Origin of the sequence: Synechococcus sp. UW106 (genome assembly GCF_900474015.1) — a bacterium.
GTDB lineage: Bacteria > Cyanobacteriota > Cyanobacteriia > PCC-6307 > Cyanobiaceae > Parasynechococcus.
This window is the reverse complement of the sequence record NZ_UCNV01000009.1, coordinates 20,893-45,914: the sequence shown is the minus strand read 5'-3', so window position 1 is coordinate 45,914 and position 25,022 is coordinate 20,893. Positions and strand designations below refer to the sequence as shown.

The following is a 25,022-nucleotide window of genomic DNA, read 5'->3' as shown; positions in this document are numbered from 1 at the left end:
CCCCTACAGTATCGGGACTTCAAACCACCCGAGACCCAGCGTAGTCATGGCCCAACGCACCCGTCTGGGAGACCTTCTCCGCCCACTGAACTCCGAGTACGGCAAGGTGGTTCCCGGATGGGGCACCACACCCGTGATGGGCATCTTCATGGTGCTTTTCTTGGTGTTCCTGCTGGTGATCCTTCAGCTCTACAACAAGTCGCTCATCCTTGAGGGCATCAACGTGAACTGGAACGGCCTCGGCTGAATCTGAACCCATGAATATCTTCGGCGTCGGTCTCCCCGAAATGGCGGTTATCGGCGCCGTTGCGTTATTGGTTTTCGGTCCGAAGCGCTTGCCAGAGCTAGGTCGCACGTTGGGAAAGACCCTGAAGGGATTCCAATCTGCGTCCAAGGAATTTGAGCGCGAAATCAACAAAGCCATGGCAGATCCGGAGGTGCCAGCGGACGCTGCCAAACCGGTCGAAGAATTTCCCCCCGGCGACTGAGTCGCCACAACTGAGTCGCCACAGTGGTATGACCACCGATCTCAAGCTTGTCGTGGGACTGGGGAACCCCGGCACGAAATACACGGGCACGCGCCATAACATCGGTTTCATGGCTTTGGAGCTTTTTTCGGAGCGTTCCGGATTCAGCTTTCGGCAGCAAGCCAAATTGCATGGCTTGGCGGCCGACACAGGAGTGGGTGATCAGCGTTTGCGCCTTCTCATGCCGCAGACCTACATGAACGACAGCGGTCGTGCCATTCGTGCTGGGCTCGATTGGTTTGGCCTCGAGCCCCATCAACTGCTGGTGCTGGTGGATGACATGGATCTCCCCCTTGGCCGTTTGAGGTTGCGTGCTCAGGGCAGTGCTGGTGGTCACAACGGACTGCGTAGCACCATTCAGCATCTCGGCACCCAGGCGTTCCCCAGGCTGCGGATCGGGATTGGTGCTCCGGCTGAGAACCCTGCCGAGCGTCGTGCCCGAACGGTGTCTCACGTGCTTGGTCCCTTCAGCAAGCTGGAGCAACCCTGTGTGGGCGCTGTCCTGGACGCTGTCCTGGAAGGGATTCATCGTCTTCAACGTCAGAGCTTTGAGCGCGCCGGGACCTGGATCAACGGGTTTCGCTACGACCTGGAGTCCGAAGACTGATGCCGGCTCTTCCGGCGACAACAGCCCATCTACGGGTGCTTCGCCAATGTTTTCAGGCGAAATGTGTGGAGGGTGAGGTCTCTGCCGGAGGCTTTGAGTGGCAGTTTTCCTGGGCGTTTGACCGCGGCGAGCTGATGGTGGAGCCGTCCTTAGGACGTGCCCTGATCGAGGATGCTTTGCGGCGATTCCTGGTGCGTTCTGATTACAAGCTCGAACCAGGAGGTGACTACACCTTCATGGTCAGGGCCAGGTTTTGAGCAAGAACATGGGTGCAGGCTCTGGCCATTGCAGGCGGCACCCCAGGTGCTCTTCAAGCATGACCAAGGCGGCAACAGCATCCAGGTCCACCGGTGGAATGCGCAGCCCTTTCGGTAGAACTCGGCGCCAACCCCGAGCCGGCCACAGCGTCCAGTAACGCTGTCTTGCCCGCAGGGTGGTTCCCTGCTCCGGAATCACGGTGAGCCTGCCCAGGCCTTCCAGCCGCTTGATCCACGCTTGGCTTCCTGTTCCGTCGCCAATCAGGATGCGATCTAGAGCTTCGTCTTGATTCCACTGCTCGAGCCAGGGTTCCACGGCCTCTGGGGTCAGCACATGGCCCTCGCAGACAAGACCATGCTGAAGATCGGCCAGCACAAGGCCACATTTGCAGCGGCCTGGGTCGAGCACGGCCACCCGCTTCATGGGGATGCCTCAACCGTGACGACCACAGCATCGGAGCTGTAGCTGATCCCTGCGGCAATCACCTTCAAGACCACGCGTTTGCTGGGTCCCTCTATCAATGTCTGGGCCAGTTGGGAGAGTGCTGATCCATCGAATTGCAGTCCTTCCGTCAGGGATCCTCGCCGTTGCACCTCGGCATAGGCCGAGGCCAAGAGAAGGTTCAGCCGCGTTCGAATGCCATCCGGTGTGCGTTCATCCGTTCGCAGTGTGGTGGTCGCTAGCACGTCACCGCTTTGCGCCACCGGGCGGTTGGGACGCACTTCGGGGAAGGCGTACACCGCCGTTTCACCACGCAGCACATTGGTGGCGGAGCGCAGCGAGATCACCCAGGTGTCCGGCTTGCGGATGATGTTCTGCAAGCGTTCCACGTCGCTGCGGGGAACGCGGATCAACTGTCGTTCGGGTGCTTCACCCGGCCTCACCTTGCCGTAGGCGTTGGCATTGGCCTCTTGAAGCAGCCTGTCGACAGCTTGTTTCGCTTGATCAGGAGCATCGAGACGAACCGTTGCTCTCGCCAAGGTCTGTCCGCTACTGATCACCACCGATCCACGCCTCAGGGCGACCAGGTTGAATTCGAGTTCCTTGAGTTCCTTCTCGCCAGCTCGGATTCGGCTCCGCACGCTGTTCAATTCGGCCTCCGTGCGCTGGATGTCGGCATCGCGGGAGGCGATGTCCCGGCTCAGACGCTCACGTTCTGCTTCGAGTTGGGCGCGTTCGTTCTGCAGAGGAGCCAGTTCACGGCGCATGGTGTCAGCCCGTTGCTGTGACTGCTTGAGTTCAGCGGCGATCCGGTTGGCTTCTGTTCGGGTCTCTTCTCGTTCCCGTTCGGCTGCATCGAGCTGCCGCCGGCTGTCCTGGAGCCGGTCTTGCAGAGCATCCAGTTCAAACAGGCCCACCCGCAGCTGGCGGCTCACCAGCAGCAGCAGGCCGAGCGACAGTGCGCTGATCAGGCTGCCGGTCAGCACCGTGATCAGAACGGCGGTCCGTCGCGGGCGCATCTTGAACAGACTCAGGCGGGCCTTGCCGACACGACTTCCCAGCCGGTCACCCAGGGTCGACAGAACGCCCCCGAGCACCAGCAGAACCAGGATCAGTGCCCAGCCACTCATGGCCGCACCTGTGGGTAGACGTGCTGCCTAGCTGAATCGTTTGGCCAGAGCGATTGGATCCAGAACGGTGATTTTTTTGCGGTCAATCTGAACCAGACCGGATTGACGCAAGTCTCCCAGCAGACGCGTGATTGTCACGCGCGTTGAGCCAATCGCTTCGGCGATGGCCTGATGGGACAGGCGCAGGTCGATGGTGATTCCCAGTTCATCTGCTACGCCGAAATCCCTGCACAGCACCAACAGAAAGCTCACCAGTCGGGATGACATGTCCCTGTGGGTCAGCGTTTCGATCATCGTTTCGGTCTGAAGAATCCGACTGGAAAGGCCCTGCAGTAAGCGCAGGCCAACGCTGGTATCCGCTTCAATCGCCGCCTTCACGGATGTCGCAGGCGCCGTCACCATCTCGACTCTGGTGAAGGCTACGGCGTGGTAGAAGCGATCAGACCGTTGTCCGGTCAGCAACGACAGCACCCCAAAGAGGCTGTTCTCGCGGAGCAAGGCCACTGTGATCTCTTCCCCTGACTCGTAGACGCGGGAGAGACGGACCGCTCCGCGGCGGATCAGATAGACCCGTTCAGCAGGATCTCCAGGGAAAAAGATGGTCTTGTTGCGGTCCACCAGTTCACTGCTGGCGCCGTCCAGATCCCGGATGATTTCCAGGAGGGAGCGGTTGGCCGGTTCTGTGCTGGGGGTTGGAGCCACCATCTGCGGGGCGTATCGGCTGAAACCTCGGCTACTGGTCATGACAACCCCCTTGTGAGGCGAAGCTACGGAGCCAACGGTGGCTGCCGTGTAGCGGTTATTACGTAACTCTGCTGTGCTCGTTCATCGCTTGGCGTTGCGCCTGCATCAGGGATGTCAATCCAGGCTCAGCCAGATCCAGTAATTCATTGAGCTGGCTGCGGCTGAAGGGCGCTCCCTCCGCAGTTCCCTGGATCTCCAACAGGCGACCATCGCCAGCCTGCACAACATTCAGGTCCACCTCAGCTCTGCTGTCTTCGCTGTAGTCCAGATCCAGCAAGGCCTGGCCATCCACCAGGCCGACGGACACGGCCGCTACCTGGTCGATCAGTGGCGATTGCTCCAGAATCCCCTTTTCCACGAGTGAAAGGCAGGCTTGATCAAGGCCGAGCCAAGCTCCCGTGATGGATGCAGTCCGTGTTCCGGCGTCGGCCTGGATCACATCGCAGTCGATCAGCAAGGTGCGCTCGCCCAGACGCTTCATGTCGATCACAGAGCGAAGGCTTCGGCCGATCAACCGTTGAATCTCCTGCGTGCGGCCCGACAATTTCATGAGCTCCCGTGATTGCCTCTGCGGCGTGGATCCCGGCAGCAGCCGGTATTCGGCGCTGACCCAGCCCAATCCTTCCCCCTTGCGCCAGCGGGGAACGTTGTCCTCCAGGCAGACGCTGCACAGAACAGCGGTTCGGCCGGTGTGAACCACAAGGGAGCTCAAGGCAAAACCCATCGGATTCCAGGTCACCGAGAACGGCCGTAATTGCTCAGGCCGACGGCCATCGGTGCGGCTTCCAGCGGTTTGGCTCATCGGTGGTGTGCAGTTCTGCAAGCCTCGCAGGCGGTTGGTTCTCGCCCGTCCAAACACTATGGGTGGTGTCAATGCACTTGTGGAATGTCATCTCGCCGCTACATTCAAGGTCTTGCCGGGATTGCCCGGACGGATGTTGCCGTGATGACCACAAGCCTTGCCGACCCCCAAGCGTTCCAGAACTCTCTGGATCGGGATCAGCAGGCTTTGCAGCGGGCAGGACTCAGGCCCCTGCCACCTGTTGCAGATCCTCCACCGCTGTATCTGGTGGCTCCCGAAGGGCAGCTCCAGGTGCACACGGCGCCCTATCGCGGCAGTTTCGCCAATGTTCTCAGTCAGGCGATGCGTTCCGCTGGTCTGGGCAGTCGTGTTCTGATCAGTCAGTTCCTCAAAGGGGGCGTGCAGCAGGGGCCCGCAGGTCGCGTCCAACTTTGTGGAGGCCTGGTCTGGCTGCGTCCTGAGGTGCCTCTCTGCCTCTCCTCTCCGAATCACCCCGGCGGTGCGGAGGCGGTTGCTGCCGTTTGGTCCATCTGCCGTCAGCATTTGATTCAGGGGGATCTCGACCAATTGGTCCTGGATGAAATCGGCCTGGCTGTGGCCTTCGGTTACCTCAATGAATCGGACGTGATTGCAGCTCTCGAGCAGCGGCCCGCCTCGATGGATGTGATCATCACAGGACCTGCGATCCCCGCCGGCGTGGTGGAGATGGCAGATCAAGTCACGGAGTTGCGCCGAGGTTTCTGATGCTCAAGTGCGATCGCTGGATCACTGAACAGGCTGGGCAGGGAATGATCGAGCCATTCCAGAGCGGCCTCGTCCGTCATCTGGATCCGGAGCAGAAGCTGCGTCCGGTGCTGAGCTTTGGTTGCTCCTCCTACGGCTACGACCTACGCCTGTCTCCTCAGGAATTTTTGATCTTCCGGCACGTTCCCGGCACGGTGATGAATCCCAAGCGGTTCAATCCGGCAAATCTCGAGCCCACTCCTCTCCATGAAGATGAGGACGGTCGATATTTCATTCTTCCGGCCCACTCCTATGGCCTTGGCGTGGCGCTTGAAAAGCTTCGAGTTCCTCCCAACATCACTGTGATCTGTTTGGGTAAGAGCACCTATGCCCGCCTTGGAATCATTGTGAACACCACCCCAGCGGAAGCAAGCTGGGAGGGGCACCTCACCCTTGAATTCAGCAATAGCTCTGGTGCTGACTGCCGGATCTATGCCGATGAAGGCATCTGTCAGCTGTTGTTTTTTGAGGGTGATCCCTGTGCGACCACCTACAGCGATCGACAGGGCAAATACCAGCACCAGCCAGAACGTGTGACGCTCGCCAAGGTTTAGACCTCCCCGCTTTAAGGGGCCAGTCGTGCTCGATGCAGCCTGCTTTTTTCGTACCAGGCGGCGAACTCAGGAGCCCAATCCAACATGTGGGGCCACATCAGATCGCAGAGCTGGCGGATCTCCAGCTGAGCATCGAGTTTGGCTCGCAGATCCATGAAGTGGAGAAACGCGCGCAAACTGAAGCTCACCACAAAGTGCTGGCGGTAGTCGAACGGAAGGATGCCGCGGGCGTGCTCCTCGGAGAAGCCGGCTTTGAGAAGATCCCTGTATCGCTCGGCCGCGCTTCGGCACAGATCAAGATCTTGGTTGCGCAGCTCTTCCGTGTAGGCATATTTCTTGCCCTGCCTGTCGCTGTAGTCGCCGACGGGCCGCAAATAAAACACCTCTTCAAGCTCTAGGGCCCCATCCGCTGCTCTGCAGATGCGATCGCCCGTGTAGCGCATCGATTGCACATCGAAGCTCACGCCGACCCGATGGGTGCGGGCCTGCTGCATCACCGAATGAGGAAACCAGCCCACATTCAGCACGATCTGTGCATGTTCCATGGGGCCGTAATGGCCGCGCTCTCCGGATAGCAAACGTTTGACGCAGATCTCCCCAGCCCGTTGTTCATCAGGCCAACTGGCACGATCTCCGGCCACAAAACCTTCGCTGTAGTCCTGATGCATGGCCGCATAGATGCATTGCTGCGGGTTCGGCGTGGCAGCGATCAGATCGACCCGAAAGCGGTCCATGGGAGCGTCAGAGTGACGAGTTGTGGTGATCATGGCGAGGTGTGTCAACCATGGCTGCGGGGTCCAGCCGTTGGTTGGCTCGACGTTCCCGCTAATGCGCTATTGGCGGAGGAGGGGCCAGGAAGACGGCTGATGCTGCCGACTCCAGGCAAGGCCGGCAATGGCTGATTCTCAAGCAGTGCAGCACTCAAGAGTTGCAATTCTTCCGAGCTGCGCAGGCCGAGGGATCGGCCCCTTGGCTCCCCCTCGGCGTTGAACAGGTTCAACTGAGGAATGCCATTTACGTCGTAGCGATCAACCAGATCTTGCCAACGGGGATTGTCGACGTTCACCAGAACTACATCGAGTCGCTCTCGGGAACTTTGCTCCAGTTCCAGCATTGAGGGAGCCATTTCTCTGCAGACCTGACACCAGTCGGCGTAGAACTCGATCAGTGTGGGCCGGCCGTTGTTTAAAGCAGTCTGCGGGTCGAGTGATCGTCTCGCCAGCTGCTCCATCGGGCTTTCGCTCTGAATACCACCTCGCAACATCACCAGACCGAGGGCGAGAGCAACCGCGACCAGCACCAGCACCCATCGCTGTGTCGTGCCAAGGGGAGAAGACTCAGGGGAACGTGTCATCGCGCCTCAAACGCTGCCATCACTTTGGCAGCTCCTCCGGAAGCTCGCGGCTAGCTTGCACCCATGCCAATTCTGCGACTGCTGAGCCTTCCGGTTCGGGCGCCGTTGCTGACGGTGCTGTTTCTCGTTGCGGTTGTGCTCGGCAACCATTGGCAGGTTGTTCAGCCCGCGTTCACCTCTCTCTTCGGGGTGAGTTCGGCCTGGTTCTGGTGCCTCGTGCTGCTGCAGGCCGAGGTGGTTGTCGTGTTCTGCACAATGCCGGATCTGCTTCTGCGGCAGGTGTCGATGCTCATGGCGTCCAGCCGGGTGATGACGTTGGTAGTCACGTTGCTGTTGGTGATTACCGGTGGCATTTACCTGCTCAAGCTCAATGTTCTTACCGACGTTCTGATCCTGGCTTCAGCCTTGCTGTTGGCGCGTCTCGATCTCATTCGCATTGGCGTCCTGCCCGGAGCCAGGACGTGCCTATTCCTGATGAGTGCTGTCGTGATCGGCGGCATTGTCGCTGGCACGCTTCTGCCTAACCCCACGGCCAACCTCTTCGCAGGAGGGTTGATCACCACCTGAGTAGCCGATCAGGTTGTCGAGCACTTTCTTGGTGTAGAAGCGTGTTTCCGGGTACGGAATGCGTTCTACCCAGAGCGCAGCATCTTCCCCATTAGTGGGCTGAGGCCATGAGGCCACGGCGCCGGGCCCGGCGTTGTAGCTCGCAATACTGCGAAAGGGGTCGTTCTCCCATCGCTCTAATAATTGGCTGAGGTATCGCGCTCCCAGTTGGATGTTGTCGGCGGGATCCTGCAGCATCAGCGCGTTGGTTGGCTCGCCAGCCATCTCCGTGGCTGTGGATGGAAGTAGTTGCATCACGCCAACGGCCCCTGCGGGGGAGACGACCCCAGGTGCAAAGCGTGACTCCTGCTTGGCGATCGCTCGCAGCAGATTCGCTTCAAGATCTTCCTCCTGCGCTGCTGCTTCCATCTCAGCGTGGAAGAGGCGGGGGAACTGGCTGCGGTGGAGGAGGTGCCGTTGCTGGCAGCTGGGATCACGCCAGCGGAGGCTGAGCCACCAGAGCTGATCCAGTCCCATCCAGGTGTCTCCGACGGCAAGGCGCAGTCTGCCCTCGGCGAGACGTTCTTCGGGTGGGAGCGTGATCACAGGATCACGCTGAGCCTGCCAGATCTCCCAGGCTGCATGCACCTGTCCGAGCCGCCAAAGGGTGTTCACTAAGGCGTCTTGGCTATTGAGGGGTTGCCAGGTCTGTGAATCCTTCTGCGGGTGTTGTTTGCGTAGATCCAGAGGTCCTGAGATCCCAAGGCGATCCATGGCGCGCCATCGGTAGTAGCCCGCTGGGAAGGACCTGATCAGGCTGCGCCAGATGCGCTCAGCCTTTTCCGTTTCACCAAGTTCCTGGTGGCTGAGCCCAAGCCAGAACAGCCTGCGTGCCTCCAACGGTGGTGGCAGAGGGCCCTGCTCGCTGCGGCGGTCCAACAGGTTGCGGGTGCGCTCCCAATTCCCGGCAAGGAAAGCATCGCGGGCGAGGTCCCATTGGAGTTGCCAGATGTCGGGATCGTTGGGCCACCGGTTCAGGGCGGCTTCCGCTTCATTGCCGTCGGCCAGTCGCACGCGAGCCGCGGCAACGGCGGCAGAGCGCTTCTCAACGGCTGCCGGCAGGGCATCCAGGACCCTAGGATCGGGATAAAGCGGCTCGCTCAAAATCCTTGCCGCTTCAAGGCTTGCGGCATGGCCTGGGTGAGTTTGCGCCAGGGTCAGCAGCTGTGCTGTTCCCTCATCAGGGTCACCATGCAGCAGCAGGGATCGACCAATGGCCAGTTGGGTTTCCGGGGCGGCATCGACGTCCTTGAGACAGGCCAGCGCTGTTTCCGCATGGCCTCGTTTCGCCATTGCTTGCGCCAAGTTTTGGCGCTGGGAGGGCTCTGGTGCCTGTGCCCCCGTGGCCTGGCAGGCGTCACGCATCTGTTCTAGGGCCCCAGGCCAACGCACATTCCAGCGGGCCAGGTGCAGGGCCCCTTGATGGTTCTGCAGCGGTTCGGGCCCACCCCCCGCTGCCAACGTCAGCGCTGCTGGGTGGGCGGGTTGCTGCTGAAGCAGCTGCTGGTGATAAAGGGGTTTGTTCTGGCCAAGAGCCAAGCGAGCCCAGGCGGAGCCGGGTTCTTCGGGAAAGCGATCAAGAAGGCGCTGCCAGGTTTGTTCGGCCAATGCTGTCTTGCCTTGGGCGGTGGCGGTGAGTGCTGCCCGTTCGAGGACCACAGCAGCGACTGGATCGTGCCCCCAACCTTGGCCATTGAGGAGTTGATTCGATTCATCTCTGGCCACCATCAGTAAGGCGGCTTCTCGACGTGTCTGTGGATCGATAGCCCAGCGGTAGTGCTGCCAGAGCTGCGCTTGCGAGAGCTCAGGTGTTATGGGCTGATGCTGCCTCTTGAGCAGTTGCTGCCCACCCCATGCAGCAAAGCTGCTGAGACTGGCAACCGAGAGGAGCAGCAGCGTTCCGATTCGCGGCCCTGCCAGCACACTCAACCTGGATCAGAACTCATTCTGATGATCTTGACGGGAATGGCGACCGTTTTATCGACTGAGGGCAGATGAGGGCAGAGCTGCACCTGTCACGTTCCTGGGAAGCAGCGTTAGAAGCGCTTCGTATGGTGCTGTCCACGATTGAGACCCATGGTTCATAAGGCGTGTTCCCCGATTGGCCCGGCTCTCGGTGACGCTGCCCCGGGTTTTGGAACCGATGGGATCCGTGGGCTTGCTGGCACCGTTCTGACGCCGGCCTTGTGCCTTCAGGTCGGCTACTGGGTTGGTCGAGTTCTGCAGGCGCAAGGCCCTGTTCTGATCGGGATGGATTCCCGGACGAGCGGAAGCATGGTGGTGTCTGCCCTGACAGCCGGTTTGACGGCGGCCGGCCGCGATGTGTGGACTTTGGGTCTTTGTCCGACACCGGCGGTTCCTCTACTGATTCGCCAGCTCGGTGCCGCCGGTGGCTTGATGGTGTCCGCAAGCCACAACCCCCCTGCGGACAACGGAATCAAAGTCTTTGGAGCCGATGGCGCCAAGCTCAGCGCCCAGCGTCAGGCTCAAGTTGAAGCAGGTCTGAAGGGGCAACTCCCGATGGCCGAGGGTGCTTTTAGCTGCGGCGTTGCGCGATCAAGCGCCGACCTTCTGGATGGGTACCGGGAGGTCTTGCAGCAATCGGTGGCTGAACGCCGTCTCGACGGCGTTCCCATCGTTCTTGACCTTTGCTGGGGCTCCGCGACAGCTTGCGGAGAGGATGCGTTTCGTGCCTTGGGGGCTGATCTCACCGTGCTTCACGGTGAACCCGATGGCTCCCGCATCAACGTTGGCTGTGGATCCACCCATTTGGAACCTCTGCAGCGGGCTGTGATCGAGCGGGGTGCGGCGATGGGATTTGCTTTTGACGGTGATGCCGATCGGATGCTGGCAGTTGATGGCCGCGGATCCATCATCGATGGAGACCACGTGCTTTTCCTCTGGGGGTCAGTGCTGCAGGACCAGCAGGCGCTGCCCGATCAGCGATTGGTGGCGACCGTGATGTCGAACCTCGGCTTCGAGCGGGCCTGGCAGCAGCGGGGCGGCACTTTGGACCGCACTCCGGTGGGAGATCAGCATGTGCATGCAGCGATGGTGGCCAGTGGCGCTGCCCTCGGTGGCGAGCAATCCGGTCACATTCTTTCGGCCTCCCACGGGCTATGTGGCGATGGTGTTCTCACCGCCGTGCAGCTGGCCACCCTGTGTCATGCCCAGGGCATCACCCTCAGCGATTGGTTGGACCGCAGTTTTCAGGCCTACCCCCAGAAATTGGTCAATGTGCGGGTTATGGATCGTGCGCGACGCAAGAACTGGAGCGATTGCACGGCCCTCACCGACGCGATTGCCACGGCGGAGCAGTCGATGGGAGAGAGCGGTCGCATTCTGGTGCGAGCCAGCGGTACGGAGCCGGTGCTGCGGGTGATGGTGGAAGCCGAGCAGTCAGAAGCTGTTGAGCAATGGACAGGGCATCTTGCTGCTGTTGCCGAAGACCATCTCAACGTGGCCTGACGGTCAAGTCCTGCGCCATCAGCAGAGCGCCATCACAGGCGTCACCCTTGGCCTCACCCCAGCGGGCAACGGGTATCAACTGACGCATAGTCTGCTGCACGGCTGTGCGGAAACCCATGAGATGGGTAATGGCTCCCCCCTGGCAGACCACCAGCGGGGAGCACAGCGAAAGCTGCTGGGCCACGGTGCTGATGCAGTTGGAGAGGGCTGCTGCTGATCGCTCCACGATCTCCTCCGCGCCCGAGCAGCCCTGGGATGCCGCCTCTACTACAAGCGGAGCCAAGGCCGCGAAGTCCGCCGTGCCGAAGTCGTTCTGTACCACCCGGGCTTTCACCGCCGCGTGGCTGTCGCACCCCATCTGCTTCCAGATCCGCAGGCGCAGAGGATGGTCGGCCATGCGCCCATCGGCCATGCGCAGGGTCAGTTGCAATCCCTGGTGGCCGAGGTCAAAGGCTGAGCCGGCTCCATCGAGCAGCCATCCCCAGCCGCCACAGCGGTGTTCATGGCCGTCCTCGCCTCTGCCCAGCACGATTATCCCCGTGCCGCTGATCGCCAGGATTCCCGCACCTTCAGGGATCGCACCTCGCAACGCCGTGCGTTCGTCTCCGGTGACCAGCACCTTGTCCAGTCTTGAGCCATCACCGATGGCCAGGGCTTGAACCACCAATGCTTCGGCGCGCTGCTGCAACCCTGTGCCGTGTTCGATGCCGCTGGCTCCGACAACGGCTGCCTGGATCAATCCACAGGGGTGATTTTTGAGCGCGTGCTTCGCGCTGGTGCGGATCGCTTCGAGAAAACGTTGCTCACCCAGAGGGGCATCCAAATGACTGACACCTGGCCCTTCGCCCTCACCAATAGGCTGCAGTAAGCCGTCCTTAACGAGGCTGAGGCGGCAGCGTGTGTGTGTCTGCCCGGCATCGAATCCTGCGAGCAGCGTCATGATTTTCCGGGTCGACTCACCAGGGTGGCCAGGGCAAACCAGCCGATCAGTTGCACTTCGGGGCGGAAGAAGATCGTGTCTGTGCTGCCCTGCATCAGCAGGCCAGCGACGGCGGCGAGGCTGGCGATGGCCGCCAACGCGCCTGGCCCGTCCGTGTTGAGCTGTTGCAGGCCCTGCCGCAGGCTGCTGATGAGCAATCCCAGGCAGGCCAACAGCCCGGGGATGCCAGTTTCCACCAGGATTTCCAAAGGAACGGAGTAGGCACTGAGGGCGTTGAACTTTGGCTGTTGATACAGGGGGTAGATGCTGTTGAAGGCTGCATTGCCAGGGCCGATGCCAAGCCAGGGACGGTCTTGCACCATCTGGATGGACGCCATCCAGACGTTGATTCGGAAATTGTTGGAACTATCTCCTCGTCCTGCCAGCAGGCTTGAGATGCGCGTGCGGATGGGATCGATCTGGGTGGCCGCCACCACAAGACAAGCGGCCCCAACAACCAAGACTGCTAGGGGAACGAGACGTCTCCAGAACGGAGGCCAGTGGCGGGTCCAGCGCAGCAGCAGCAACAGCAGCAGCACGGCGACGGCAGCCACCATTCCCAGCCAGCCCCCTCGGCTGTAGGTGAACAGCGTGGCTGTTCCTGCGAGCACCAATGTGGTGCCAGCAAACAGCTGTGCTCCTACTCCACGCCACCGCACCAGAGCGATCGCCGCGAAGGGGATCAGTGGCAGCAGATACCCCGCCAGGAGATTGGGGTTTCCCAGGGGGCCATAGATCCGAATGGTGCCGGCGCTGACCGAATTTGGATCCGCCCAGCCCGCCAGTTCCTCGCTGGAGGCATAGAGCTGACGCAAGGCGAGAACACTGCTGAGCAGGCCGCCACTCAGTAGTCCGGCGACCAGCCGGTCCCACCATCGTTCATTGCTCAGCAGAAGTTTGCAGAGCAAGCCATAGACGCCCAGGTAGCTGAGCAGTTTGATCAGGCCTTTGCTGGCAGCGATCGGAACAGGCGAAAAACCCGTCGCCACCATCGCGATGGCGAGAAAGAGCATCAGCCAAAGCGAGATGGCCCCGATGCGGCGTGGCGGGCTGCAAAGGCACCAGAGAAGCCATAGGGCGCCGCAGGCTGCAATCACCAGGGCCAATCCCGTGCGTGTAAACACGGGAAGGCCACTGAGCAGCACCATCAGCAGGAGCCCCGCCAGTCCTTCAAGGCGTTTCAGCACCGCCTGATCCGGTGCCATCAGCCCCTGCCAGCGCGCCAACAGTGGACCACCGCTCGCCGCCTGGGTTGCATCCGCAGAGGCCATCGTGGGGGTCAGGTGGTGAGTGCTTCCGCCGGATTATCGATCTCCTGCCAACGCTGTTCCAGATCTGACACGGAAGGAAGCGGACTCTGGTTCCTGCGGTACAGCACCCGGTAGACGGGGAGGCTCTGTACGAGCACGTAGCGCTCCCGTTCCGTGGGAACCGGGAGTGGGTTCTCGCTTCGCCAGGGACGCTGATCCTCGGCCGGCCGGTCAAAACAGGCGCTGAGTTCCGTGAGAGCCACCATCGGCTCAATGACTTCCAGAACATCGCTCTGAAGAAACAGTTCACGGCCGGGCTGGAGGGCCGTCGCGATGGCGAGGAGCAGCGCCGGTTGCAAGACCCGTCGCTTGCGGTGCCGCCGTTTGAACCAGGGATCGGGAAACTGGATCGAGACCCGTTGCAGCCGGTCCTGCTCCAGGGCCTTCATCCAGCCTTCCAGACTGATGTTGGCGTTGCAGAACAGGATCCGGACATTGCCGTGCTCCGAGGCGAGCGCATCACAATCGGCGGAAGTCACCAGGGGGCGGCGGATTTCAACGCCGAGATGATTCCAGTGGGGATCGCGTTCGGCCAGACCCAGTAGGCATCTCCCACGGGCGCAACCGATGTCGAGGTGGATCGGTTGATCAGGAACCCGGAATAGCTCCTCAGGTTGTGGAAGTTGCAGCGGCAGCTGAAAGAAGCGACTGAGGGGATTGACGTGCTGACGCAAGGTTTCGAGGCGGTGCGATCTCGCTTAACTGAGATTGTCAGAGGCACTGCCAGAGGAGCTGTCGGGGTCCTGACGCAGCAAGCCCCAGCAGGCGGTGTAGCCGTGCAGATGCGTCGTTCCGCCAATAGGCCCAATCTCACCGTTGCAGAACGCTCCTGCCACGGGAAGCTCCGGCATGAGTTGGCGCGCCAGGCTGATGTCGCCATCGGCACGACCGAACAGTCCCTTCCCTCGTCCCATGCAGGCCATCAGAAGTCCGAAGTGGACCGTCTCGCCTGGATCAGCCGTGGCTGTCTTCAGCAACCCAAGGGCCTCGTCCTGAGATGCGGTGGCCTCACGGAGATGGAATTGCACGTTTTGGCCGGCGCGCACTCGCTCTGCAACGGCCACGGCTCCGTTGCTGGGATCCACACCAATCAGGTTGCGCATGAGGAATGCACTTGCTTCTGAGGTTGCTCCGTCGGAATTCAGTCGCAGGCTGCTGCGTTCCACGCCGAGGAATAGTGAGTGACGCACTAGCTCGCGCTCCTTTTCGCTGAGGTCGGCTAGGACCCGCTGCAGGCAGGCGATGGGGCTGGCTTTGTTGCCGCCATCATTTAGTTCCAACAGCACGTTGCGCTGCACCTGCTCGATCGAGAACACCGGGCCAATGGGACGACAGCCTTGCGCCACCACTGTTTCGAGTCGCCAGCGACCCCCGATCGAACAGACCACTGCGCCTGTGAGGATGCGGTCATCCAGCAGCAGTGATCCGTGCGGACTGTTGTGGGGCGCTGCGATCCCGCCAACCTTCTCGGCATCCGGGTAGGCATAGTCCAGCCCGCTGATCAGATCGTTGATGCCACTGCTGGTGGGGTCGATCAGGAGGATCTGGCTCCGGGACTCCTCCGGTGTGATGTCGACCCAGTCCTGCCATCGCTGGGCCGCTCCATCAAGATCAGGCAGTTTTTCTGTGCTGAGGTGGCGGGTTGTGATGGATGCCCCCGGCAGGGAGAGCAATGTCACGCTCAAGGCCGGTGTCTGCTCCAGTTCCGAGGCACTACCGTCGCCGCGGGTGCCCACCACGCCTCCACCTGTGCATCCGATCCAATGCTTTGCGCTGATCTGGGCGCGAAGCATCGGCAATAGCCGAGGTAGGTCGGTGGCGTAACCGGTTGAGGTGAAGACGAGTGCGAGATCGGCTTCGCCCCTGGGTCGACCCAGTTGCTCGACCACATCCCTCACCGCTTCGTCCAGAGACGCTTTGGCAGAAAGCCCTGATCGGCAACTGACTTCAGTGCCCCCGGATCGGAACCAGCTGAACGGTGCAAACGGTGCCATGAAGCGGACCCTATCAACCCTGGAGCTCAGCTCGGGATGTTGATAATGGCGAGACTGTGACAGTCCTCAGTGAACGAGCTCACGTACCGCGCTCTGGTGTGGCTGACCTATCGCTTGGCCGCCACCTTTGCTGTTGGTGTGCCTTTGGTCTTGTTGATCTGGTCGGCATGGCGTCGCGAGCCGATGGTGCTTCGGCTTCTGGGCATCTATTGGAAGGTGGCCAGCCTGATGGCGATCAGCCTGCTGCTTCTCATGGATCAACGACCCCTGGGCTACGCCACTGCTGCTGTCGCTCCGGTCTTGATGGTGATCAGCCTGTGGTTCTGGGTTGACATCAATGAAGAGCTGGCCGATCAACCGTCCTGGCGTCCCCTGCCGTTGGTTGTGAAGGTTTGGCGTTGGGCGTTCAGTGGTTTTGGACTCCTCAGCCTGGTGATGAGCATCACAGGCTTGCGTTGCATGCAGCAGCTGGCGTTGCCCTCCTGCTTGACGTGGCTTGAGGCTCCCCAGGGCATCCATGGCCTGGCGGCTACGGTGTTCAATTTTTTATTCGGTGGTCAGTGGACTGAGGCCGTTGCCGCCTTTGCGGGATATGTCGCCCTGGTGGCCTACCTGGCTGGGTTGCTGCAGTGGTTGTTGGTACGCCTGCCCCGCTACGGGCGTGTGGCGGGCGATTTCTGATGACGGATCAAGCGGTGGTTCAGGCTTTCGAGGAACGAACGCGTCTTGAGTCCCAGAGGGTCGTCCGACTTCGGGGGCAGGTGGGGGATGTGCCTTTTGAGTTGCTGATTTTTCGTGGATTCAGCAGCAGCACAACCCATCCAACCGCCTTTGACCCTGATGCCCCTGTTCTCCCCGAGGGAACAAGCCTGGATCAGGCCGAGTTGCTTCAGGGGCCCTTATCGCCCACCCAGGAGGTTGTGCTGGCTGGACCGATGCCGCCGAACGATCTCTTGGTTCAGGCCAATTGGTGAGTTCGGCGTTCCAGGACGCCGACACAGCGTCCGCAGATGTGGGGGTGGTCTGGATGTTGACCCACATCCCCTTCGTAGTGCCAGCAGCGTTCGCATTTGATGCCCCGCGCTCGGCTCACCTCGATCAACCCGAGGTCGTCGTCTTGGCTGGCCAGCAGTTCGGCCCAGGGCTCGCCACCGATCTGCAGTTGTGAGACCAGCAGCCAGTCCCTTAGGCCGTCCACCTCTGCATCTCCCTCCTCATTGAGCCAGGAGAGAGCGGCCTGGAGCTCCGGGCGGCGGGCATCAATCCGCACGGATGCTTCAAGCGATGCGCCGAGTTCCTGACGGCCGCGGCAGTCTTCCAACACTTTGTTCACGGCAGCGCGCAGTTCCCTTAGCTGTTGAACCGGAGCGCTGAGGGCGCTATCGCGCCAGTCCGCTGGAACCGTGGGCCAGCCGCGGCGGAAGACCGAGGTCTCTTCGACTGGGTAGGGCAGGTTCTGCCAGATGTCTTCGGCCATATGGCACAGCACCGGAGCGATCAGCCCGGCCAGGCGTTCGATGATCAGGGCCATCACGGTCTGGCAGCTGCGCCGGCGCCGGTCCTGGGGGGCACTCACATAGAGCCTGTCCTTGGCGATGTCGAGGTAGAAGTTCGACAGATCGGTGACGCAGAAGTTCTGCAGCAGCTGGAAGAAACGGAAGAATTCGAAGTTTTCGAAGGCTTCTGTGATGTCATCCATCACCTCGGCTGTGCGCTGCAGCATCCAGCGGTCAAGCAACGGCAGTTCCGCCACGGAGATGGCGTCGGTTGCCGGATGGAAGTCGTGCAGGTTGCCGAGCAGGTAACGGCTGGTGTTGCGCACTTTGCGGTACACATCCGCCAGCTGGCGCAAAATCCCGGCTCCGATCGGCACATCGGCGGAGTAATCCACCGAGCTCACCCAGAGCCGCAGAACATCGGCTCCATAGGGCGGTTCCTGCTTCTGGTTCTTGCCTCCCTCGATGATCACCATCGGGTCGACCACATTGCCGAGGGATTTGCTCATCTTGCGGCCCTTCTCATCAAGGGCGAAGCCATGGGTGAGCACCCGCTTGTAGGGCGCATGGCCATTGACGGCGACCGAGGTGAGCAGTGAGCTTTGGAACCAGCCCCTGTGTTGGTCGGATCCTTCCAGGTAGAGGTCGGCGGGATAGCTGAGGTTGTCGCGCTGACTGGCGACAGCGGCCCAGCTCGAGCCGGAGTCAAACCACACATCCATGGTGTCGGTGCCCTTTCGCCACTGATCGGCCTGGTCGGCATAGGAGGCCGGCAGCAAATCAGCTTCGTCTTTTTCCCACCAGACGTCGGCACCGTGTTCGGCGATCAGTCCTTCGATGTGAGTCAGGGTGTCGGCATTCAGCAGCACCTCACCGTTGCTGCGGTGATAGAAGACGGGAATCGGTACGCCCCAGGTGCGCTGCCGTGAGATGCACCAGTCGCCCCGCTCTTGCACCATCGATTCGATGCGGTTGCGACCTGAGGCGGGAGTCCACTCCACCTCAGCGATCGCATCGAGTGCCTGTTGACGGAACCCTTCCACGGAGGCGAACCACTGCTCAGTGGCCCGGAAGATGGTGGGTTTCTTGGTGCGCCAGTCGTAGGGGTAGCGGTGGCCATAGGCCTCCTGCTTGAGCAGGGCGCCTGCGGCCTCAAGCGCCTCGATGATCGCGGCGTTGGCATCCTTGAGAACATTTAGTCCCGCGAATGGCCCGGCCTCCTCGGTGAGGTTGCCGGCTTCGTCCACGGGGCAGAGCACCGGTAGGCCGTTCTTCTGGCCAGTGTGGAAGTCATCGACGCCATGACCAGGAGCAGTGTGCACGAGGCCCGTGCCCGATTCGGTGGTGATGTAGTCGCCGCCGATGACCACCGGACTGCTGCGATCAAGAAGAGGGTGGCGGTAGGTCAAACCAGCAAGCAGGGCGCCTTTGACCGTGGCGCGCCGGGTCAGCGGCCGTTCCAGGGTTGAGCTCAGCGAGGCAATCAAATCAGTCGCCACCAGCAACAGGCGGCCTGCGCCGTCGTCGGCAAGGGCGTAGTCGAGCCGTTCGTTTACGGACACCGCCAGGTTCGCCGGCAATGTCCAGGGCGTGGTGGTCCAGATGGCTACCTGCAGGGCTTTGCCCAGACCTTCAGTATCGGTTGGCAGCTCGATGCCATCAGCCCTGAGCGCATCCCGAAGGGACGCTGGCAGCTCCACCGCAGGGAAGGCGGCGTAGACGCTGGGGCTGGTGTGGCCGTCGGGGTACTCCAGTTCGGCCTCGGCCAATGCTGTGCGGGAGCTCGGGCTCCAGTGCACCGGCTTCAGCCCTCGATAGATATGCCCTTTGAGCACCATTTCGCCAAACACCCGGATCTGGGCGGATTCGTATTCCTTCTGCAGAGTCAGATAAGGCTGGTCCCAGTCGGCCCAGATTCCCCAGCGCTGGAAGCCTTTCATCTGGCCATCAACTTGCTTGCGGGCGTAGGCGGCTGCCTTTTTGCGCAGCTTGATGGGTGTCAGCGCCTTGCGCTGCTCCTGATCCATCGACTGCAGCACCTTGAGCTCGATCGGGAGACCGTGGCAGTCCCAGCCAGGGACGTAACGCACCCGCCGCCCGTTCAACACTTGATATTTGTTGATGACGTCCTTCAGCACCTTGTTGAGGGCATGGCCCATATGAAGAGCGCCGTTGGCGTAGGGCGGGCCATCGTGGAGAGTGAACGTTGGACCGCTGTTCTTGAGGCCCAGCTCGCCGTCGATTCCTTGGTTCTGCCAGAAGGACTGCAGTTCCGGTTCGCGTTGGACGGCATTGGCGCGCATGCCGAAACCCGTCTGCAGCAGGTTGAGCGTGTCTTTGTAGGAGGGACGTCCCTCGGCGGCGGCGTCGCGCTTCTCCTTGCTCACGGGGTCCCTGCTCTGGCCTCGGGATTATCAGTCCTCGCCCTCTGGGGATGTGGCATCCGCGGGTGGGACAGGCTCGGTGTTGGTCATTTCTGAACCAGCGTCATCGCTAGCGGCAGCGTTTTCAGGGGACTCGGGACGTACCCATTTTTTCTCGGTGACCCCTGATTTCCCAGTCGGCTTGAATTGTTTGGCGATGCCGCTGATGCCTTCCCCAACGCGGCCTGTGGTGATGAGGAGCTGCCGAACGCTGGTGCGCCAGTGGTCGAGCGATTGAAAACGCTGCTGCTCTGTTTCGCTGAGAGTGTTCCAACGGGCTTGTCCGACCTCAGTGCCCAAGCGCGCGATCAAAAAACCGGCGCAGAGAACCGCGAGCATCGGGGCTCCCCTCAGCCGGTCACTGCTGGTGACCAGCACGAGACCCAGTAGCAACACCACCGATCCCCACACACCATCGCGCGGGCGACTGAGTTCAACGGCCAACAGGGGAAGCAGCAGGAGTGCAAGGCCAAGCAGGAGGCAGAAATCGCCGCTTAGGGTCGCAAGCATCCGTGTCGATGCGGACTGCGCCCATTCTGGGGCGATCTCTAAAGTTGGCGCATTGCCCACCTGGCGGAATTGGTAGACGCGCTGGTTTTAGGTACCAGTGGCTTCGGTCGTGGGGGTTCAAGTCCCCCGGTGGGCATTCCTTTCCCTACGGTGGTTCGGGAACGTTCCAGACTTGTTGCCTGTCCTCCGGATGCATCAGAGCACTGCTCAACAACAGCAGCCTCGTCCGGTTGGAGTGGCTTACCGCTCGGTACCCCGCGAATTCGTTGACCCCCCTGCCTTTTGGAATCCCACCGTTGGGCTGTTCCTTGGGGGTTATGCCCTGGCCGCTTTAACCATCTGGGGTTGGTTTGTGGCGGCTTGGCCCTTGCAAGTGCTTCTCTGCACCGGGTTTCTTGCGCTGCACCTGGAAGGAACGGTGATACATGACGCCTGCCACAACGCGGCCCACCCCAATCGATGGGTGAATCAAGCCATGGGTCATGGCTCAGCGCTGCTACTCGGGTTCAGTTTCCCCGTTTTCACTCGGGTGCACCTGGAGCATCACGCCCACGTCAATGATCCGAAGAACGATCCCGATCACATCGTCAGTACGTTTGGACCGCTCTGGCTGATCGCACCAAGATTTTTTTACCACGAGTGGTTTTTCTTTCAGCGACGCCTCTGGCGGCGCTGGGAGTTGATGCAGTGGGGGTTGGAACGCAGCATTTTCGTGGTGATAGTTCTTGCTGCGGCGCGCTTTGACTTCTTGCCATTCATCTTCAACTGCTGGTTCGCGCCTGCCTTGATGGTTGGGGTGACACTGGGGCTTTTCTTCGACTACCTCCCGCATCGGCCGTTCACCTCTCGCAACCGCTGGACGAATGCTCGGATTTACCCCGGCAGGCTGATGAACTGGCTGATCATGGGCCAGAACTATCACTTGGTTCATCACCTCTGGCCCTCGATTCCCTGGTTTGAGTACAAACCGGCCTATGAGGCCACCAAGCCTCTGCTCGATTCCAAAGGATCTCCCCAGCGGTTGGGCATTTTTGAGACCCGCAGGGATGGCTACAACTTCCTGTACGACATCCTCGTGGGTGTCCGAAGTCACAAGCGTCGCAGCGGAAAAATGAGGCGTGCTGCCCGGTTTATGCCCGGACGGGGGCTGCGACGCCATTGGCTCGGCTTTGTTGATCGCATTGCGATCAAAACGGAAGCGAAACGCTGGGTGTCCCGATAAGTCTGCTTCAGTCGGCGAGGATCTTTGGAACCCTGAAGAAGTCTCCCTCCCTCTGGGGCGCCTGACTGAGAATCTCCTCCCGCACGGGTGTTGGCTGTACTCCGTCCGCCCGGGTGACATTGGTCACTTCAACGGCTCTTGTGGTTTCCGGAACGCCCTTGGTGTCCACCTCTTGGAGCTGACCGACGTACTCGAGGATCGATTCGAGCTGATCGGTGTAGGTCGCAATCTTCTCCTCGGGCAGATCAAGGCGGGCGAGATGGGCCACCTTGCGGACGTCGTCGCTGGAAATCTGGCTCATGACTCGCCGAGGAACGTGCGCAGATCCTCGCTCAGCGCGGTGGCTGCTGTCTCCAGCAAGGCATCGCCCTGCTGGGCCGTTGCCAAGGAGGGATGAGACCCCATGCGTCCATCGGGGTGACGGCGCCGGAAATCATCTGGTCCGTGAATCGGACCTGCAGGGGCGGGGTCGGGCAGTGGACGCTGCTTGCTCTGCAAACTGGGCTCCACAGCGAGGGTGACAGCGATTTCGCTGGGAGTGGCGTGATGCCCTTCTTTGTCGCCATAAAGATCGCGGGCCTGGCGCATCACGGGTCCGGCCATGAACCAGTTGGCCAGACGACAACGCAGTTGGGGGGCGACCGGAAGATTTCGGGTTGTGGCAGTGCCGTGGGCCTGGGCAAAAGCTGCTTTGGCTGTCGCAATGTTGCCGCCGTGGCCATTAATTACAAACACCCTTTCAAAGCCATGTCGCCCCAGGGACAACACCAGGTCATGCAGAACGGCCAGAAGTGTGGCTGGCTGCAAGCTCATCGTTCCAGCGAAGCCAAGGTGGTGCTCTGCCATGCCGAAGGACTGGGCTGGGGTGACCAACACGCCGGTGCGACGGCCCACTTCGAGGGCGACCGCTTCTGCGGTGAGGGCGTCGGTGCCGATGGCTCCAGTGGGACCGTGCTGCTCGGTGGATCCAAGGGGAATGATCACGCCTTTGCAGTCTTGGAGGTAGGTCTCCACTTCAGGCCAACTGCGCAGGGCCAGACGAATGGTGTCCGTGCTGTCGACAGGACCGGGAGTTGCAGCGGTCATTCAGGCTGAGCCAATGACCTGATGATCGCTCAATCCCAGCCGATCAGTGGGCGGTTCCGTTGCCGTCGTATTTGTCGGTGTTGTAGTAGCCACCGCGTGTCCCGAAAAACAGGCAGGCCAAAGGGAACAGCACGATGCTGCCAAGAAGCACAGTGCCGAGGTTGAAGCTGGAGGTGGCTGCGTTCATCGGGGTCCCATGCGATGAGATCAGTTTGGCGAGCTTGAACCTTGTGGGGGTTGTTTGCGACGACCTGCAAACAACCGGATTAAATGACCGCGCTCAGGCGTCTGCAGCCTGCGTTCAAGTTGATTGAGAAATCGGGTGCCCCGGAATGTTGTTCGCCAGATGCTTTGGTGTGATCGGATCACGTCGTATGTCATGGCATCGATGCGGCGTTTTACCGCTTCGCTCTGAATTCTTCGATGCGCAAATTCCACCAATTCAAGAATATTGCACGTCTGGAGAAAATGCTCATAGGAATCTTGATATTTTTTGGTCGCTGTCGCATCTGAAAGGATAGAGGTGAAAAAGCGTCTCTGCTTTTTGTTCTCCTTTGGTATTAGCCAGCCATTACGATTGTCTTTGAAGGGGCGCGGTTGTTGTGTGGCGCGAGGCTGGAAAAGTTTGAGTGCATACTCCACTTCGCTGCGAACGATCTGGTGGAGAATCCAGGATGCTGGCGTGTCGCGGTTGGGTTGGAATTCGTCAGTTTTAATATTACGCAGGTGCTGGGGTATGTTTCTCTTCGAAATGCCGCTTTTTGTTTTTTCCCACGATAGCTCTTTCCCGCGATTAGAGCAAAGAATTGCATTTTTTGGATTGTCGAGCTTCGGAGCGTGGCATCGGATTTCATGTACACCACAGTCATAGCGGAACATGCTCTTGCCCTGACTTTGCTTGAGCAGAATGCTTGCGCCTGTTAGGTCTGTAATGGGTTGTGCGTGATGTTGGCCATAGCTGCACAGCCAGTTGATGAACATCACATCGAAAGGCTGGATGGCCCCCAGGTGATCGGTAACGGATTGCTCGGGCTGATTGGAAAACCAGTATTCGTCTACATCAACAACAAGGCAGTGGCTGGATGAACTGCTTTTTGAGGCAGCATTTAACAGTGCGGCGTAGGATCCTTTCTGGCGGTGATATTTCTGTGGGTGGTCGGTGTTGAAGATGTGCACATTGGGGTGATGCTGCGCGATCTGTTTGAGAATTCTTGGCGTTTGATCTTGGCAATTATTGATTCCGACGAATAAATGTGCGAAGCCTAGGTTTAGATAGTGATGAATAAATTTTGCGATGTAAGCCTCTTCATTTCCGGCAATGGCGATGACATCACAGCTGTTGAGGGCAATGGTTGCACGATCACGTAGTCGTTGTGAAGCCTTGCGCACCATGGCCTCTGGCTTTCCTTCCAACCTCAGGCGTTCGATTCCTCGATAGCGCAGGAGGTTGATCATTGGATTGTTCACAGTCCTCCTTGGGCGTTGAGATTAGGTCTGCTGTTCCAAGCCAGGATCGTTGGTATCGCTCAGCTCCAGCCACTCCCTCAGCCATCCCGTGAGCCAGATGAACGGCAGCGTGTCGGTGAGCGCCGCCAGTACTTTGAACAGGTATCCACTGGCAATAAAGCTGATCAGCTGAGGCATCACTGAGCGCTCTGGTTGCAAAGGGAGCACATGGGCTCCGTAGTGGCTGATCAAAACAACTGCACTCGTGTCCACGAGTTGGCTCACCATTGTGGAGCCGTTGTTGCGCAGCCAAAGCGCTTTGCCGTTGGTGAGCTGTTTCCAAAAATGAAACAGCCGCACGTCAACGAATTGCGCTGTGAGGTACGCCACCATTGAGGCTCCCACCGAGCCGAAGCTGAGTTGCTGAATGGTGCGGAAGGTGCTGTCATCGCTTCCGCTCATGGCTGGCAGCACCCCTCCCAGCCAGAGAATCAGCATCACCCAGCCGTTGAGCAGCAGCCCGACCCAGACCACTTGATTGGCTTTCTGCTCACCCCAGATTTCGCTGATCAGATCGGTGCAGAGGAAGGTGATCGGATAAGGCAGTGCGCCAACAGCTACCACGATCGGCCAGCCTCCAATGCTGCCAAGTTGAAGGAATCGGGTCAGCCCAAGGATGTTGAGCATGCCCAGGGTCCCCAGGAACATGCCTGCCAGCAACAGAAACACCCCGTCACGCCGTGCCTGGAGAGGGCTATGTGCAGGGTGATTGATATTCAATATGAAGCAGGGGGAAATCGAGATGGTTGTTACTCACGGTAAGTTTATGTCAACCACTTTCGAGGCTGTGCGGAGTTGTTACAATAAAGATGGAGCTTAAGTGGAGCATTTTGGGTAAGATTTTTCTTCAATAAGTCTTGAGCCGTATTTTAAATTTATTTCTCTTTTTATCGAGGCGCGTAGGTCGTTTTTTTGGTAAACGGATCGAGCAAGCTCGATAAAAAAGGAACCAAAATGTTTTTGCTGCTCCTGTAAGCGTATATTGTCTTCGATTTCCCATAAATTTTGGTTGACTTCGCTTAGGCTTGCAATTAATGCTGCATCTATTTTCAAGTCTAGATTAGTCAAAGTCTTCTCCAAAGAATTAAGTTCAATCTCAACATTCTTCAAGGAACTGCCTGTCATGTGTGCCTTTTTAATGCGAAGAATTGTGATTTTGTCAATCAATTCTCCCAAGGAGATTTGGACCGTAATTTGAGTCATTTGGCTGTTAATTAAGTTG

The 25,022-nt window shown here is 59.9% G+C and carries 30 protein-coding genes and 1 tRNA gene; 12 read left to right on the top strand and 19 right to left on the bottom strand.

Annotated features, from left to right (window positions below; genetic code table 11):
* Window positions 1-46 precede the first annotated feature (46 nt).
* The 4 genes from psbH to DXY30_RS07995 are packed head-to-tail and all read left to right on the top strand — an operon-like array spanning window position 47 to window position 1,391.
* Window positions 47-247 (top strand): photosystem II reaction center phosphoprotein PsbH, encoded by a 201-nt coding sequence (psbH, locus tag DXY30_RS08010; RefSeq protein WP_006849996.1) that lies wholly within the window; start codon window positions 47-49, stop codon window positions 245-247.
* Between the two features lie 10 nt (window positions 248-257).
* Window positions 258-488 carry a TatA/E family twin arginine-targeting protein translocase gene (locus DXY30_RS08005; RefSeq protein WP_115094363.1) on the top strand — a complete coding sequence of 77 codons (231 nt, stop codon included), beginning with the start codon at window positions 258-260 and terminating at the stop codon, window positions 486-488.
* 28 nt (window positions 489-516) lie between these two features.
* Window positions 517-1,134, top strand: coding sequence for an aminoacyl-tRNA hydrolase (gene pth, locus DXY30_RS08000; protein WP_115094361.1), 618 nt, complete (start codon window positions 517-519; stop codon window positions 1,132-1,134).
* A complete protein-coding gene (locus tag DXY30_RS07995) occupies window positions 1,134-1,391 on the top strand; it encodes a DUF3146 family protein (RefSeq protein ID WP_115094359.1) in 258 nt (85 codons plus the stop codon). The genes pth and DXY30_RS07995 overlap by 1 nt, the downstream gene beginning before the upstream one ends.
* Here the strand turns inward: DXY30_RS07995 and DXY30_RS07990 are convergent.
* Genes DXY30_RS07990 through rph form a run of 4 tightly spaced genes read right to left on the bottom strand, consistent with a single transcriptional unit; the run spans window position 1,375 to window position 4,509 of the window.
* Window positions 1,375-1,815, bottom strand: a complete 441-nt coding sequence (locus tag DXY30_RS07990) for a resolvase (protein WP_115094357.1) — start codon at window positions 1,813-1,815, stop codon at window positions 1,375-1,377. The genes DXY30_RS07995 and DXY30_RS07990 overlap by 17 nt on opposite strands.
* A complete protein-coding gene (locus DXY30_RS07985) occupies window positions 1,812-2,963 on the bottom strand; it encodes a DUF3084 domain-containing protein (RefSeq protein ID WP_115094355.1) in 1,152 nt (383 codons plus the stop codon). The genes DXY30_RS07990 and DXY30_RS07985 overlap by 4 nt, the downstream gene beginning before the upstream one ends.
* 27 nt (window positions 2,964-2,990) lie before the next feature.
* Window positions 2,991-3,707 (bottom strand): global nitrogen regulator NtcA, encoded by a 717-nt coding sequence (ntcA, locus tag DXY30_RS07980; RefSeq protein WP_115024957.1) that lies wholly within the window; start codon window positions 3,705-3,707, stop codon window positions 2,991-2,993.
* Between the two features lie 58 nt (window positions 3,708-3,765).
* Window positions 3,766-4,509, bottom strand: a complete 744-nt coding sequence (gene rph, locus DXY30_RS07975; protein ID WP_115094353.1) for a ribonuclease PH — start codon at window positions 4,507-4,509, stop codon at window positions 3,766-3,768.
* Window positions 4,510-4,653: 144 nt separating this feature from the next.
* On the opposite strand from rph, the gene DXY30_RS07970 reads away from it, so the two are divergent.
* Together DXY30_RS07970 and dcd are read left to right on the top strand one after the other, a co-directional pair.
* A complete protein-coding gene (locus tag DXY30_RS07970; protein ID WP_115094945.1) occupies window positions 4,654-5,253 on the top strand; it encodes a cob(I)yrinic acid a,c-diamide adenosyltransferase in 600 nt (199 codons plus the stop codon).
* Window positions 5,253-5,846, top strand: a complete 594-nt coding sequence (gene dcd, locus DXY30_RS07965) for a dCTP deaminase (protein WP_115024959.1) — start codon at window positions 5,253-5,255, stop codon at window positions 5,844-5,846. Before DXY30_RS07970 ends, dcd begins: the two co-directional genes overlap by 1 nt.
* Window positions 5,847-5,857: 11 nt before the next feature.
* On the opposite strand, the gene thyX is transcribed toward dcd, so the two are convergent.
* Window positions 5,858-6,580, bottom strand: a complete 723-nt coding sequence (gene thyX, locus DXY30_RS07960) for an FAD-dependent thymidylate synthase (RefSeq protein ID WP_115094351.1) — start codon at window positions 6,578-6,580, stop codon at window positions 5,858-5,860.
* A gap of 44 nt (window positions 6,581-6,624) precedes the next feature.
* Window positions 6,625-7,200: a thioredoxin domain-containing protein gene (locus tag DXY30_RS07955; protein WP_115094349.1), complete on the bottom strand. Its 576-nt coding sequence runs from the start codon at window positions 7,198-7,200 to the stop codon at window positions 6,625-6,627.
* 63 nt (window positions 7,201-7,263) lie between these two features.
* Between DXY30_RS07955 and DXY30_RS07950 the strand changes: the two genes are divergently transcribed.
* Window positions 7,264-7,767, top strand: coding sequence for a hypothetical protein (locus DXY30_RS07950; RefSeq protein ID WP_115024962.1), 504 nt, complete (start codon window positions 7,264-7,266; stop codon window positions 7,765-7,767).
* Here DXY30_RS07950 and DXY30_RS07945 read toward each other — a convergent pair.
* Complete coding sequence (locus DXY30_RS07945; RefSeq protein WP_115094944.1) at window positions 7,666-9,729, bottom strand: lytic transglycosylase domain-containing protein; 2,064 nt, start codon at window positions 9,727-9,729, stop codon at window positions 7,666-7,668. The genes DXY30_RS07950 and DXY30_RS07945 overlap by 102 nt on opposite strands.
* A gap of 153 nt (window positions 9,730-9,882) precedes the next feature.
* Between DXY30_RS07945 and glmM the strand changes: the two genes are divergently transcribed.
* The gene (glmM, locus tag DXY30_RS07940) at window positions 9,883-11,274 is read left to right on the top strand and encodes a phosphoglucosamine mutase (RefSeq protein ID WP_115094347.1); all 1,392 of its coding nucleotides are present in this window, start codon (window positions 9,883-9,885) and stop codon (window positions 11,272-11,274) included.
* On the opposite strand, the gene DXY30_RS07935 is transcribed toward glmM, so the two are convergent.
* The 4 genes from DXY30_RS07935 to DXY30_RS07920 are packed head-to-tail and all read right to left on the bottom strand — an operon-like array spanning window position 11,261 to window position 15,557.
* A complete protein-coding gene (locus tag DXY30_RS07935) occupies window positions 11,261-12,214 on the bottom strand; it encodes a BadF/BadG/BcrA/BcrD ATPase family protein (RefSeq protein ID WP_115094345.1) in 954 nt (317 codons plus the stop codon). The genes glmM and DXY30_RS07935 overlap by 14 nt on opposite strands.
* On the bottom strand, window positions 12,211-13,524 hold the full coding sequence (locus DXY30_RS07930; RefSeq protein ID WP_115094343.1) for an IctB family putative bicarbonate transporter: 1,314 nt from the start codon (window positions 13,522-13,524) through the stop codon (window positions 12,211-12,213). The genes DXY30_RS07935 and DXY30_RS07930 overlap by 4 nt, the downstream gene beginning before the upstream one ends.
* Before the next feature lie 8 nt (window positions 13,525-13,532).
* Entirely contained in the window at window positions 13,533-14,237 is a 705-nt protein-coding gene (trmB, locus tag DXY30_RS07925) for a tRNA (guanosine(46)-N7)-methyltransferase TrmB (protein WP_115094341.1), read from the bottom strand.
* Window positions 14,238-14,261: 24 nt separating this feature from the next.
* A complete protein-coding gene (locus tag DXY30_RS07920) occupies window positions 14,262-15,557 on the bottom strand; it encodes an FIST N-terminal domain-containing protein (protein WP_115094339.1) in 1,296 nt (431 codons plus the stop codon).
* A 69-nt stretch (window positions 15,558-15,626) separates the two neighbouring features.
* Between DXY30_RS07920 and DXY30_RS07915 the strand changes: the two genes are divergently transcribed.
* Entirely contained in the window at window positions 15,627-16,238 is a 612-nt protein-coding gene (locus DXY30_RS07915; protein WP_115094337.1) for a DUF3177 family protein, read from the top strand.
* Complete coding sequence (locus tag DXY30_RS07910; protein WP_115024969.1) at window positions 16,238-16,531, top strand: hypothetical protein; 294 nt, start codon at window positions 16,238-16,240, stop codon at window positions 16,529-16,531. Before DXY30_RS07915 ends, DXY30_RS07910 begins: the two co-directional genes overlap by 1 nt.
* On the opposite strand, the gene ileS is transcribed toward DXY30_RS07910, so the two are convergent.
* Window positions 16,516-19,440, bottom strand: a complete 2,925-nt coding sequence (gene ileS / locus DXY30_RS07905) for an isoleucine--tRNA ligase (RefSeq protein ID WP_115094335.1) — start codon at window positions 19,438-19,440, stop codon at window positions 16,516-16,518. The two genes, DXY30_RS07910 and ileS, sit on opposite strands and share 16 nt — an antisense overlap.
* A gap of 27 nt (window positions 19,441-19,467) precedes the next feature.
* Window positions 19,468-19,986, bottom strand: coding sequence for a Ycf66 family protein (locus DXY30_RS07900; protein WP_115094333.1), 519 nt, complete (start codon window positions 19,984-19,986; stop codon window positions 19,468-19,470).
* Between the two features lie 54 nt (window positions 19,987-20,040).
* Here DXY30_RS07900 and DXY30_RS07895 point away from each other — a divergent pair.
* A tRNA-Leu gene (locus DXY30_RS07895) sits at window positions 20,041-20,122 on the top strand.
* Window positions 20,123-20,176: 54 nt separating this feature from the next.
* The gene (gene crtR / locus DXY30_RS07890) at window positions 20,177-21,208 is read left to right on the top strand and encodes a beta-carotene hydroxylase (protein WP_115094331.1); all 1,032 of its coding nucleotides are present in this window, start codon (window positions 20,177-20,179) and stop codon (window positions 21,206-21,208) included.
* A 7-nt stretch (window positions 21,209-21,215) separates the two neighbouring features.
* Here the strand turns inward: crtR and gatC are convergent, their stop codons facing one another.
* The 6 genes from gatC to DXY30_RS07865 form a co-directional block, all read right to left on the bottom strand.
* Window positions 21,216-21,509 carry an Asp-tRNA(Asn)/Glu-tRNA(Gln) amidotransferase subunit GatC gene (gatC, locus tag DXY30_RS07885; protein ID WP_115094329.1) on the bottom strand — a complete coding sequence of 98 codons (294 nt, stop codon included), beginning with the start codon at window positions 21,507-21,509 and terminating at the stop codon, window positions 21,216-21,218.
* A complete protein-coding gene (locus DXY30_RS07880) occupies window positions 21,506-22,294 on the bottom strand; it encodes a creatininase family protein (RefSeq protein WP_115094327.1) in 789 nt (262 codons plus the stop codon). The genes gatC and DXY30_RS07880 overlap by 4 nt, the downstream gene beginning before the upstream one ends.
* Before the next feature lie 43 nt (window positions 22,295-22,337).
* The gene (locus DXY30_RS14165; protein WP_170951206.1) at window positions 22,338-22,481 is read right to left on the bottom strand and encodes a hypothetical protein; all 144 of its coding nucleotides are present in this window, start codon (window positions 22,479-22,481) and stop codon (window positions 22,338-22,340) included.
* Window positions 22,482-22,501: 20 nt separating this feature from the next.
* Window positions 22,502-23,749: a glycosyltransferase family 2 protein gene (locus DXY30_RS07875; protein WP_115094326.1), complete on the bottom strand. Its 1,248-nt coding sequence runs from the start codon at window positions 23,747-23,749 to the stop codon at window positions 22,502-22,504.
* A gap of 33 nt (window positions 23,750-23,782) precedes the next feature.
* Window positions 23,783-24,448, bottom strand: coding sequence for a queuosine precursor transporter (locus DXY30_RS07870; protein ID WP_170951228.1), 666 nt, complete (start codon window positions 24,446-24,448; stop codon window positions 23,783-23,785).
* A gap of 168 nt (window positions 24,449-24,616) precedes the next feature.
* Window positions 24,617-25,003: a DUF6165 family protein gene (locus DXY30_RS07865; RefSeq protein ID WP_115094324.1), complete on the bottom strand. Its 387-nt coding sequence runs from the start codon at window positions 25,001-25,003 to the stop codon at window positions 24,617-24,619.
* Between the last annotated feature and the right edge of the window lie 19 nt (window positions 25,004-25,022).